This is a genomic window from Hymenobacter oligotrophus, from assembly GCF_003574965.1.
GTDB lineage: Bacteria > Bacteroidota > Bacteroidia > Cytophagales > Hymenobacteraceae > Solirubrum > Solirubrum oligotrophum.
In genome coordinates this window covers 1179862-1191913 of sequence record NZ_CP032317.1, presented here as the reverse complement: position 1 = coordinate 1191913, position 12052 = coordinate 1179862, and the positions used below count along the sequence as shown (strand labels likewise).

Genomic DNA, 12052 nt, shown 5'->3' with positions numbered 1-12052 from the left:
TCGGTAGCGCCCCTGGGGAGATGTTTAACGAACGAGAAAGGAGGTGTACAATGTCCAGTAGTCCCAAATCCATCCTGCCAAGCCTGAGTAATGTTGTCCGCCTCACCGCCGGACGCGCGTAACACTCAAGTGTCGTGGGGATGCGTATGCACTCCCACATTACGGCAGGTCTTCGCCTAAGATGACCACTCCGGTGTCCCCGGGCTGGTCGCTTGGTAAGATGGCCACAGGATTAGAGGCCCGGTTACCTGTGAAGGCAACCGGGCCTCGCTGTTTCTACCCACTTCACCAATGCGCTTATTTTTGCGTGTCGCTGGCAGGAGCTGAGCGCCCTTGCCGCATGAGGTTCCGCCGAAGCTCAGCCAATACCCCACGGGCAGTGCGGTCCAGCAGCTGGGCGTCTTGCAAAGTGGGCTTGCCAGCCTGAGGGGGCGTTTTGCTGGCCGGCGCTACTTTGTAGCCGGGTAGCCAAGTCTCATAAAGCGTTTCGATGGGTGTGCTGGCCGGAGGGCGCGTTGGCGTAGTTGGTTTGTGGCCTTGAGTCATGGCGGAATAACCGCCCATGCGCCGCTCCATCTCGCGCTTCATGGTGGTAGTGCGTTGGTGCAGCTCGGTGATGGAGAGGTAACACACCCCAGGCTCGGCGCGCAGCCGCAACACGAAGTGCAAGTAACGAACGGGTGTAGGGGCTTCTAAATTGGCCAAAGGACTTACCCCAGCTACGTACACGATTTCTTCGCCGGGTTTCATCATCATTGCCGTACCGAGCATCAGGTATTCGCCCGGGTCGGCCTTTTGCCGCGTGCGCAGCACCTGAGCCGAGTCTGGAAGACCAGGTTGATAATCGGCGAAAGCAAAGTTTTTGGCGTAGGTGTCAGCAGCTGCGTTGAGTAGGTTTTTGGCCGTAGCGTTGGGTACGCGCACGGTGTCAGAATATGTAACGCGCCCGGTACCTGGGGACACGGGTAGCACCAAACGCTGAGGCTTGCCTGCAGGGCGAGCTTGCTGCGCGCGTGCCGACCAAGAGGCTAACCCCAAGAGCACACATAAAGCATGCAGTTTTTTCACGGAGGTAAATTACGCATTCCAACCCCCAGAGAGGACTTACGCATGCAGCCGGCTACAGTACCCTCCGCACCCCCAGAAAGCGCCGCTCGTAATCGGTGCCGTCGACCTGGCTGATTTTCACGCCTGGGTCGCGGCGCGACGAGGACGAATGCACAAAGCGCAACGGCTGGCCGGGCTCCGAAATAACAATGCCGGCGTGCCCAGGCGTAGTGCTGCCCTGTGCCGTGCCCGTAAAAATGATCAGGTCGCCTTTGCGGGCTTGCGGCCGCGCTACCGGCTGGCCAATTTTGTACTGCATGGCCGAGGAGTGCGGTACTGCCACGCCAAACTGGTTGTACACGTAGGTAAGAAAGCCCGAGCAATCGAAGCCGCCTTGGGGCGTGGTGCCGGCGTAGCAGTAGGGCTTGCCGAGTTGGCGCAGGGCAAAGCGCACCACGCTATCGGGGCGGGTAACGGGCGTGGCGCCGGTGGTGGCGCGGTATACCACGGCGCGCACGCGGGGCAAATCGCCGGACGCGGGTACGGGGGCCGTGGGGCTGAGGCGCGGCCAAGCCCACAGGCCTAGCAGCAAGGTCATGCAAATTCCAAACATCAGCCAAACGTAACGCATAATCGTGCCAACCGACTGGGGTTGTTGCAAGTGCGGCGGCTGAAGTTGCTAACGGAGTAAGGGCAATGTGCGTTTCGCACGGCCGAGCTGGGGTATATTCACGCCGGCATTGCAGCCCCCGAACGCGTGGGGTTGTCTGTAGCACATTTCGCTTTCCGCACGCACTTCACTCACCTTTCCCTGAACGCATGCTTCAATCAACCAAGCGCCGCCTAGGTGCCACCGCCTTTGTGGTGCTGCTGGGCAGCGCGCCCGTGCTGGCTGCGCCGGCACTGCGCTACGTGCTTTCCATGCCGGCGCCGCAAACGCACTACTTCGAGGTAGAAATGCAGCTCAACGGCTTTGGCGGCCGCACCACCGATGTGAAAATGCCGGTGTGGGCGCCGGGCTCGTACCTGGTGCGCGAGTTTGCCAAAAACGTGGAGGGCTTTGCGGCTAGCGCGGGCGGCAAAAACCTCGGCGTAACTAAAATCGACAAGAACACCTGGCGCATTGAGCACCAAGGGCAGAAGAACTTTACGGTGCGCTACCGCGTGTACGCCAACGAGCTAAGCGTACGCACCAGCTTTATCGATGCCTCGCACGGCTACCTCAACGGCTCGAGCGTGTTTATGTACCCGGCGCAGCTGCAGCAACTGCCGAGCACGCTGGAGGTGCGCCCCGCGCAGGGCTGGAGCAAAGTATCGACCAGCCTAAAGCCCGCCGGCAACGGCCCGACGTTCACGTTCCAATCGAGCAATTACGACGAGCTGGCCGATTCGCCCATCGAAATTGGCAACCACAAGGAGCTGACATTTGAGGCCAACGGCACTCCGCACCGCATTGCCATGTACGGCCCCGGCAACTACGACGAGCAGCGCATCACCCAGGATTTCAAGCGCATCTGCGAAACCTCCCAGAAAGTGGTGGGCCGCAATCCGCTCGATCGTTACCTGTTCATCGTGCACAACCTGGAGCGCGGCGGCGGAGGCCTGGAGCACCTGTACTCCACTACGTTGCAGGTGTCGCGCAACGCCTACAACTCCGAAGCCGGCTACATGGGCCTGCTGGGCTTGGCGGCGCACGAGTACTTTCACCTCTGGAACGTAAAGCGTATTCGGCCCATTGCCCTAGGTCCGTTCGACTACGACCAGGAAAACTACACGCGCATGCTGTGGCTGAGCGAGGGCGGCACCGAGTACTTCTCGAACGTGATTGTGCAGCGCGCTGGCTTCCAGAAGCCGCAGCAGTACCTCGATCAGCTGGCGACCGGCATTACGCGCGTGGAAAACACGCCCGGCAACCGCGAGCAATCGGCGGCCGAGTCGAGCTTCGACGCCTGGATTAAGTACTACCGCCCCAACGAAAACTCCGTCAACACGGGCATTAGCTACTACGACAAAGGCGAGGTTATCGGGGCCGTGCTCGATCTGATGATCATCAACGCCACCAAAGGCCAAAAGAGCCTCGACGACGTGATGCGCTACCTCTACGACGAGTACTACGTGAAGCAAAAGCGCGGCTTCCGCGACGAGGAGTTTCAGGATGCCGTGGCCAAGGTAGCCGGCCGCCGCTTCGACGATTTCTTTAAACGCTCGGTGTACGGCACCGTACGCCTCGACTACGAAGGCGCCCTAGGTTACGCCGGCCTGCGCCTCGTAAACACCACCGGCCAACCCGAAGCGGCCCTAGGTGCCAGCGTTTCGGCCAACAACGGGCGGCCCATGGTAACCACTGTGCTGCGCGACGGCAGCGCTTGGCAGGGCGGCCTGAACGTGGGCGACGAACTCCTGGCCCTTGACGGCATGCGCGTAACCGACGACATTAACCGCTACATGGCCGCGCGGCCGGTGGGCAGCACCGTGCGCCTGCTCGTAGCCCGCGATGGGCAGCTGCGCGAGTTGTCGTTCCCGCTGCTGGCCAGCACGGCTGCCAAATACCGCATCGAAATGGCCGACAACGCCACTTCCGAGCAGCTGGTGGTGCGCCGCAAGTGGCTGCAATTGCCGAGCTAAGCGGCTTAGCCTAACCTACACCGCATACCTGCCCGCCGGTGCGCCTTGGGTGTACCGGCGGGTTTATTGCACTGATAATGAACGTTCTGCTTGTGCTGGCTCACCCCGAGCCGGCGTCGTACAACGGGCACTTGGCCCGCTTGGCGGTTGAAACCCTAACCGCTGCCGGCCACACCGTTGAAGTATCGGACTTGTACCAACAGCGCTTTGCCGCCATTGCGGGCCCCGCCGACCTGGAGCCAGCTTACGCGGCCGATTTCTTTGACTTGCAGGCCGCCCAACGGGCAGGCGTGGCGGCCGATAGTTTCGAGCCGGCCATTAGCGCTGAGATGGATAAGCTGCGCCGTGCCGATTTGCTGATGCTGCAATTTCCGTTGTGGTGGCACTCGGTGCCGGCCATCCTGAAAGGCTGGATCGACCGCGTGCTGGCCGTGGGCTTTGCTTACGGTGGCACCAAAGAGCTGGCCGGCAAAAAGGCGCTGGTGTCGCTGACCTCGGGTACGCCCAACGAGTTGTGGGACGGCGTAACGCTTCCCACGCTCGAATCGACCCTGAGCCACTTGCTGCGCGGCACGTTTGCTTTTTGCGGCATGGAGGTGTACGAGCCATTTATGATCGGCAGCGCCAAGCACCTAGGGGCCGAGCAGCGCGCCGCGGCCGATGCCGAGTTCGTGCGCATGCTGCAAGAGCTCGACACCCGCAAGCGCATCTTCTAACGCCCTAGGTACAGCCCGCACAAAAGCCACGGCCCGCCCCGACACATCGGGGCGGGCCGTGGCCATTAACGACAGGTGCCTGCGCTACTGCACCAGCACGCCCACGGCCTTGGCGAGGTTTACGCGCCCGTAGCCAAAACTGGGGCTGCGGTTGGTGGCGTTGGTGCTGGCGGCTACCAGGCGCTGCTTTATTTGCTCGCGGGTTTCGGTGGGGTACTTGCTCCACACCACGGCCGCCATGCCGGCCATCGAGGCGGTTGAGACCGACGAACCGCCCACGGTGCTAGGTGCATCGCCGCTCATGGCCAGCGACAGGGGCCGAAGGTTGTTGCTGCGCTGCATTACCACGGTAAACTCTACATCGGAGCCCACGTGGCACTCGTCGCAGCGCGAGGCAAGGTTGTCCTTCATGCCGGTTACGGCCACTGCCTCGGGCAGGCTAGCCGGGAATATTACCCCAACCCAGCCCGCCGACCAATCAAACGAAGTGCCGGCGGCGCAGAAGATCAGCTTGCCTCTGGCATGTGCGTACCGAATGGCATCGGCCATTTGCGAGCTGCTCGTGACGCGGCCCATGCTCATGCTGATGATGCGCACATCGGGGCGGTTGCCGGCAAGCACAAACGCATCCGATACACCCTTCACCTCGCGGCTTTCATCCAAAAACACGTCGGCCGCGGCCCGGATAGAAACGAGGTTGGCGTTGTAAGCAATGCCCACCGAGGCGCCATCGGTGCCGCGCGGGGCGGCGGCGGCGCCGGCCATGCTGGTGCCGTGGCCGCACGGGTCGTTGGGCGTTTCTACCGGGCCCGTGGGTATGCCGAAAAAGGTAGTACGCGGCAGCGTTACCAGCCGCTCCACGGTGCGGCCCTCGCTTAGGCCCTGGTTAAATGCGCTGCCGAGGTTTTCCTGCGCATCCGAGGCGCCCGTGTCAATTACCACCAGCTTTACGCCCTGGCCCGTGCTCTGCGACCACGCCGCGCGCACGCCGTGGTACACATCGGCCTGGTTCCAGGAGGATTTGCTGCCGTTGCTGAGCACGGTGTAGTCGGAGCCGGCTACTAGGTTGGGCGTGGCGGTGTTGGAGCCGCAGCCGCTGCTGCTCAGGCTGCGTTGGGCGGCGGTGCTGGTGCGCGGCCGATAGGGGTCGAAGCCCATGGGCTCGGCGTAGCGAACCAGCGGCGAGCGGCGCAGGCGCTGCACGGTGCTCAGCTGCCGCACGCGCACGTTGAGCACGGGCAGGGTTTCTTCGCCAAACACCACAATTTGTTCGGCGGCAAGGCTGGGGTCGGCTTGCTGCTCGCTGCTGATGATCAGGCGCAGCACTTGTTCGCGGGCTTGCTGGTAGGCAGCATCGGCGCCGGCCCTAGGTGGCAAAGCGGCTTGCGGGCTGCATTTGTCGGCGGGGGCGTAGCCCACGCTCAGCACCTGGTCAGAGCGCTGCAAGGCGCTCCACACCACGTGGTCGGTGGCCTGGCTCCAGTCGAAGGGCGCGTTGGTGGCTTTCACCTTTTCCCAAATCTGCTCGTCAAGCTGTTGGGTGCTGAGGGCTTCGCCACCTAGGGCGGGGTTGGGTTGTGCCAGCTCGGCATCGGGCGTGCGGGCACAGGCAGCCAGCGCCAAAAGCGCAGCCGCTATAAGAGTAAATTTGGGCATAGAATAGGGTTTGGTTAAGTAAGAAGTACATATCAGCCGCAACGTATAAACACGTGGTAATGTTGGATTTGTGTGCAGCCTTGGCCTGCGCTGCAAAACAAAAAAGCCGCTCCGGCAGGCGGAGCGGCTTTCAAGTACCTAGGGAGCGTAGGCGTTAGTACACGCGCTTCAGATCGACGGTTTTCGGGGGCGTGATGATGAGCGGCACCTTCTCGATTTTCACCGACGAGGTATCGAGCCCGAAGTACTTGTCTTCGGACGCGATAAACTGCTTGATGTAGAAGTAGGCCTGCATCACGAGGTTCTCGACGAAGGGGAACTCGTTTTCAACCGAGAGGAATTTCTCGAGCACCACAAAGCGGAAGTCGCCGGTTACGTGCTGCTTGCTCAGCGACTCGTAGCGAGAGGTGATGTCCACTTCTTTGTTGCGCACCAGGTCTTCCACCACTTTGCGGAAGTATAGGTTGATGCGCTGCTCGACCCGGAAGCCCAAACGGAAGGTAATGCGGTAGGCGTCGTCGTTGGCCAACTCGGTTACCTTGTACTCCATGGTGTACGGCTCGTCGGTGGTATCCACGTGCACAAACCAGTAGATATCGGCGCGTTTGGGGCGCTTTTGGAAGATGGAGTAGATGATCTTCGACTCGATTTCGGTTTGGCGCTCGGCCGATGTCATAAACACCAGGTGTGTGGCGTATTTCGGCACCGATTCGTCGCCCGAAAGCTGCTTGAGCGCATCCATGTACGGCTCAACTTTCACGAACTCGGTGAGGCGGCGCTTGATGTAGAAGGCGCGCATCCACACGTACATCACCGCAATCAAGCAGAGGCTAATGGCCACCGATACCCAGCCGCCGTGCGGAAACTTGATGAGGTTGGCAACCAGGAACGAGCCCTCGATGGCCAGGTACACCACCAAAAACAACACCACCAGCGGCATGGCCACGCGCTTGGTACGCAGCCACATCGAGAGCAGCAGGGTAGTCATGAGCATGGTAACGGTAATGGCCAGGCCGTAGGCCGCTTCCATGTTTTCGGACTTGCGGAAGTACAGCACCACGGCGATGCAGCCCAGCAGCAGCAGGCGGTTCATGCTGGGCACGTACAGCTGGCCCTTCACGTCGGTGGGGTAGTTCAGCTTTACCTTGGGCCACATGTTCAGGCGAATGGCCTCGGCTACCAGCGTAAACGAGCCCGTGATGAGCGCCTGCGAGGCAATAATGGCTGCCACGGTAGCAATGCCAATGCCGATGAGCAGGAACCAGGAGGGCATCATCTCGAAGAAGGGGTTGCGGCCGTTGAGCATTTCGCCCTGGTGGGTGATCAGCCATGCGCCTTGCCCGAAGTAGTTGAGCAGCAGGCAGGTTTTCACGAACACCCAGCTGATGCGGATGTTGCCCTTGCCGCAGTGCCCTAGGTCGGAGTACAAGGCCTCGGCCCCGGTGGTGCACAGGAACACGGCGCCCAGCAGCCAAAAACCGCCCGGCGTGTTCACGAGCAGATTGTAGGCGTAGTAGGGGTTGGCGGCCCGCAAAATTTCGGGGTGCTGCACAATGCCCAGCACGCCCAGGGTGGCCAGCATCGAAAACCACAGGAACATGATGGGCCCGAACGCTTTGCCTACGATTTGGGTGCCGAAGCTTTGCAGCAGAAACAGCATCACCAGGATGGCAATAACGATGGGCACCGTTTGGATTTCGGGGTACACCCGCTCGAGCCCCTCAATGGCCGACGACACCGAAATGGGCGGCGTAATTACGCCGTCGGCAAGCAAGGCGGCGCCGCCCACAATGGCCACGGCCGAAAGCCAGCCCCCGCGCCGGCGCACCAGGGCGTAGAGCGAGAAAATGCCGCCTTCGCCGTTGTTATCGGCGTTGAGGGTGAGCAGCACGTACTTGATGGTGGTTTGCAGCGTGAGCGTCCAGAGCACGCATGAAATGCCGCCGTACACCAGGTCGGTGGTGATGCGGCCCGGTACCACGGCTTTCATTACGTACAAGGGCGAGGTGCCGATGTCGCCGTAGATGATGCCTAGGGCAATTAGCAAGCCCGCCGTGGATACGGCGGTGTGTGCGTGGTGCGAGGTTGTGGTCGGAGCCTCGGACAAAGTTTTGGTGTCACTCATACAATCGCGACAACATGGATAAACATACACCCCCTCAAAAAGAGGCGGGCAAAGGTAGTAAGCGCCGGGCAGCCGCGTAAGAACGTTGCTGCGCGGGAGGCTTTCGTCAGGAGTGGGGTGGGCCGGGGCCTAGGTCCGCATCGGGCGCGGTAGGGGCGGGAGCTGCGGCGGCTTGCTCGGCCGCCAGCAGGGCCATGGCCTCGGCGGCGGCCCGTTGGTGGCGCAGGTAAATGCGCACGTTGGTTTCGGTGGCCAAGGGCTGCCAGATTTGCAGCTCGCCACCCAGGGCGTGGTGGGCTTCCTCGCGGCCCAAGTGGTGCAAGCGCACCCGCATGGCGCCGCGCCGGCCCCAGGCCAGCAGCAAGGCCCCAATGCCCATGCCCAGCATGGCCGTGGGCGTGCGGATCCAGTTTTGCAGAAAGGCCAGCGTGAAGCCGCCCAATACCAACGCGCCCAGCATAATCCAAAGCAGCCAACGCACCGGCTGCACCGAAACGCGCTCCAACTCCAACAGGCTGTAGCTGCGGCCCTCCAGGGTGAGTTCGTCGTCGGTGAGAAGCCAGCGGCCATCCGGGCTCTGCATGGGCGGCCGGGCTGGCGGCAGCTGGGGCGGCGCGAAACCGGGATGCGAAACGGGTTCCATGAGAAGCAGGCGACAGGTAATGCGTGACAGGTAACGGGCGGAAAGCGGCCGTTTGCTGGGGGCAGTTAGTGCGGCCGAAGCAGTTAAGCTAATCAACCTTGCTCATCGCCGGTATGGGTTGAGCACACTCGTCTGCACCTAGGGCTGGGCACTTGCTATCTGTTACCCGTCACGCGTTACCTCCAAAAATCACCTAGTTGTTTACTTTCAGCAGCTCCACGTCGAAGATGAGCGTAGCGTTCGGGCCAATGTCCGAACCGGCGCCGCGCGTGCCGTAGGCCAGCTCCGAGGGGATGTAGAGGCGGTACTTCGCGCCTTCGCTCATCAGCTGCAGGGCTTCCGTCCAGCCGGCAATTACGCCGTTCACCGGGAAAGTGGCCGGCTGGCCGCGCTCGTAGCTGCTGTCGAACACGGTGCCGTCGATGAGGGTGCCGTGGTAGTGCGTGGTTACCGAGCTTTTCAGCGAAGGCTTTTTGCCCGAACCCTCCTGCAGCACTTCGTACTGCAGGCCGCTGGGCAGGGTTTGCACGCCCGCTTTGTTTTTGTTTTGGGCCAGGAAAGCGGCGCCTTCTTCCTTGTTTTGCTCAGCCGATTGGCCACCGCCGCCCTGGGGCTCCTGCTCGGCCATTTGCTGCTGAAACTGCTGCATAGCAGCTTGCATTTGCTGCGGCGAAAGGCGGCTTTGCTGGCCGCTGAGGGCTTCTTTCAGGCTTTGCGCCAGCGTTTCAATGTCGAGGTCGAGCCCTTGCTGGGCGAAGTTGCGGGCCAGGTCGCGGCCAATGATGTAGCTGATTTGCTGCTTAAGCGAGGTCAGTTCCATGGTATGGGTTTGGGTAAAGCGGCACTCGGGCCAAAAGCCGTTATACGACTGCCGGGGCGAAGGTGCAGAAAAATTGCAGGTAGTGCGGGCCGAAGCACAAGTAGCGCGGCTTGGTACACACAATGGCGAGCAGCAACAACTTGAAAATCAACGATGATGTCGGCCGAAAGGCTAAGCTGAATTTCCTCTTTTTGCGCCCGCCCGGCGCAGTTTCTGAACTGCGCCAACTAGTTGCTACCACTTCGAAACGCTATTACGGCGGAGCAAAACAAAAAGCCGGCCCCGCGCAATGCGGGGCCGGCTTGTAGTAGTAGCAAACCCAAAAAGTACGGCCGACTAGCAGCAGTAGTCGCTCAGGTCTTCGTCGAGCGAATCAATGTGGAGGTTGAACTTAAGCGCGCGGGCCGCCCACAGCCCCAAGGACCCCAGGCCACCCAGCAGCAACAACGTCGAAACGGCGGTGGTCTTTTTCATAGCCTATGTTGTATGTAAGTGATGATCAGTTTTTTGGTGCAAAGATACGGCATTAATGTTAATTAGTTGTTATGCATGCATCATTCTTTGCTTACGCCCTAGGTGCCGCAAGCTCTGAATGCAAACGGGAGCGAAGCACCCAGTTGCCGCTGATTGGCGGCCCTGGTACTTCGCTCCCGTGCTTGGGTGCTAACAAGTGGCTTACGGCTTGCGCGGCGTGGCCTTGCGAACGGGCGCTTGGGCCGGAGCCTTGGCAGCCGGTTTGCGGGGTGCGCTGGCCCTAGGTGCCGCTTTGCCCGGGGCAGCCGGCCGCCCAACGGCAGGCTTCCGGGCCGGTGCTTTGCGGGCCGGCGCCTTGCGAATGGTAGCCTTTTTAGCTGGTGCTGCTTTCGTAGGTTTGGCCGGAGCTACGGCGGTAGGCTCGGGGCCGTATTTGGCGTCGGCGGGGTTGGCCGAGCTGCTCAGGAACATGTCGAACTCAACGCGGCGGTTGCGCACGCGGCCGGTTTCGGTGGCGTTGTCGGCCACGGGGTGGAGCGGGCCGTAGCCGCGCTGCTGGATGCGGCCTTCGGCCACGCCTTTGCCCACCAAATAGTTGCGGGCAGCACCGGCCCGCTCGCGCGAAAGGCGCAGGTTAAAGGCGGCCGGTCCTTGCTTGTCGGTGTGCCCCGTTATGCTGAGCGTGTAATCGGGGTACTGGTTCAGGATTTGAGCAACGGTATCGAGCGTAGCGTACGACGAGGCCAGCAACGTGGCCTTGTTGCGCTCGAACCCGATAAATTGGGTAGCCTCCCGCAGGCGCTGGCGGGTTTCGGCCTTTAGCTCGGGGCAGCCGTTGTTGGCGGCCGGTCCGGCGCTGTTGGGGCAACGGTCGGTGCTGTTGGGCACGCCGTCGGCGTCCGAGTCGGGTTCGGTCGTGCTGCGGGTTTCAGCGGCCGAGCAGCCGTTGGCGTCAACCTGGGTGCTCACGGGCGTGTCGGGGCATTTGTCGTCGCGGTCGGTTACGCCGTCGCGGTCGGCGTCGGGGCAGCCGCCTAGGTCCTCGGTGCCCGCCACGTCGGGGCAGGTATCGTTGCCATCGGCCACGCCGTCGCCGTCCTTATCGGGGCAACCTTGCAGGTCGGCGGTGCCGGGTTCGTTGGGGCAATTGTCGCGGTAGTCGGCCAAGCCGTCCTGATCGGCATCGGGCGGGCAGCCGTTTTCGTCTACTTCCACGCCCGGTGGCGTATTGGCGCAGCGGTCCTGCCGGTCGGTTACGCCGTCTTCGTCGGCATCGGCTGCCTGGCCCAGGTTAAACGTCAGGCCCACGGTGTGCTGCAAAAAGCGGTCGGCCCAGCGGGGCACGTTGCTTTCGGGTACGCCGTCGAAATTGGCCTCCATAGGCAGGTGCTGGGTGCTCTGCACAAACAAGCCCACGCCGCCACCTAGGCGCAGGTTAATGCCCGCTCCGCCCATCACATCAACGTAGCCCTTGTCTTCGTCGATGCGGTTGCCGTCGTTCAGGCCCGTGCGGCTAGCATACGACCACCCCGAGCCCACCAGCAGGTAGGGCTGAAAAAAGGCGTTTTCCTTTAAGGCCCAGCCGTTGTTTAGCTTCAGCTTGAACCCTAGGTTGGCATTTACCAAGGTGGTGGTAAAGCGGGTTTGGGGGTTGCGGTTGCCGGTCAGCTCCCCAAAAAACACTTGCGTGTTCAGGTCGAGGCCGCGCGTGAGGTACAGGTTTACGGCCAGCCCCGGCGCGTACGAGCTGCGGTCGAATTTCCAGTAATCGGAGCCGAAATCGCCTTGGTATTGAAGCGCGCTGAGGTTGAGCCCTAGGCTGGCCCGTCGGTCGGGCGTTTGGGCATGGGCCGCGTGCGGCAGCGCGGGCAGCAATGCCACAGGCAGCGCAAGCAACCGAATTGTTTGTACAAACTGCTTCATCGGTGGAGGTCGGGGTGAAGGAG

The 12052-nt window shown here is 61.8% G+C and carries 10 protein-coding genes; 2 read left to right on the top strand and 8 right to left on the bottom strand.

The window, feature by feature from the left end; translation table 11 throughout:
• Window positions 1–297 precede the first annotated feature (297 nt).
• Window positions 298–963, bottom strand: a complete 666-nt coding sequence (locus D3Y59_RS04995) for a hypothetical protein (RefSeq protein WP_162910560.1) — start codon at window positions 961–963, stop codon at window positions 298–300.
• A gap of 157 nt (window positions 964–1120) precedes the next feature.
• Window positions 1121–1645 carry a C40 family peptidase gene (locus tag D3Y59_RS04990; RefSeq protein ID WP_162910559.1) on the bottom strand — a complete coding sequence of 175 codons (525 nt, stop codon included), beginning with the start codon at window positions 1643–1645 and terminating at the stop codon, window positions 1121–1123.
• Window positions 1646–1866: 221 nt separating this feature from the next.
• Between D3Y59_RS04990 and D3Y59_RS04985 the strand changes: the two genes are divergently transcribed.
• On the top strand, window positions 1867–3672 hold the full coding sequence (locus D3Y59_RS04985; protein WP_240410537.1) for a M61 family metallopeptidase: 1806 nt from the start codon (window positions 1867–1869) through the stop codon (window positions 3670–3672).
• 77 nt (window positions 3673–3749) lie between these two features.
• Window positions 3750–4388, top strand: coding sequence for an NAD(P)H-dependent oxidoreductase (locus D3Y59_RS04980; RefSeq protein WP_119444047.1), 639 nt, complete (start codon window positions 3750–3752; stop codon window positions 4386–4388).
• Window positions 4389–4472: 84 nt separating this feature from the next.
• On the opposite strand, the gene D3Y59_RS04975 is transcribed toward D3Y59_RS04980, so the two are convergent.
• The 6 genes from D3Y59_RS04975 to D3Y59_RS18785 all read right to left on the bottom strand — a co-directional run bounded on the left by D3Y59_RS04975 (window position 4473) and on the right by D3Y59_RS18785 (window position 12029).
• Window positions 4473–6044 (bottom strand): S8 family peptidase, encoded by a 1572-nt coding sequence (locus D3Y59_RS04975; RefSeq protein WP_119444046.1) that lies wholly within the window; start codon window positions 6042–6044, stop codon window positions 4473–4475.
• A 154-nt stretch (window positions 6045–6198) separates the two neighbouring features.
• Entirely contained in the window at window positions 6199–8169 is a 1971-nt protein-coding gene (locus D3Y59_RS04970) for a KUP/HAK/KT family potassium transporter (RefSeq protein WP_119444045.1), read from the bottom strand.
• 106 nt (window positions 8170–8275) lie between these two features.
• Window positions 8276–8812 carry a hypothetical protein gene (locus tag D3Y59_RS04965; RefSeq protein ID WP_119444044.1) on the bottom strand — a complete coding sequence of 179 codons (537 nt, stop codon included), beginning with the start codon at window positions 8810–8812 and terminating at the stop codon, window positions 8276–8278.
• 193 nt (window positions 8813–9005) lie between these two features.
• Entirely contained in the window at window positions 9006–9632 is a 627-nt protein-coding gene (locus D3Y59_RS04960) for an FKBP-type peptidyl-prolyl cis-trans isomerase (protein ID WP_119444043.1), read from the bottom strand.
• A gap of 336 nt (window positions 9633–9968) precedes the next feature.
• Window positions 9969–10106, bottom strand: a complete 138-nt coding sequence (locus tag D3Y59_RS18215) for a hypothetical protein (protein WP_162910558.1) — start codon at window positions 10104–10106, stop codon at window positions 9969–9971.
• 201 nt (window positions 10107–10307) lie between these two features.
• Window positions 10308–12029: an OmpA family protein gene (locus D3Y59_RS18785; RefSeq protein ID WP_119444042.1), complete on the bottom strand. Its 1722-nt coding sequence runs from the start codon at window positions 12027–12029 to the stop codon at window positions 10308–10310.
• Window positions 12030–12052 lie beyond the last annotated feature (23 nt).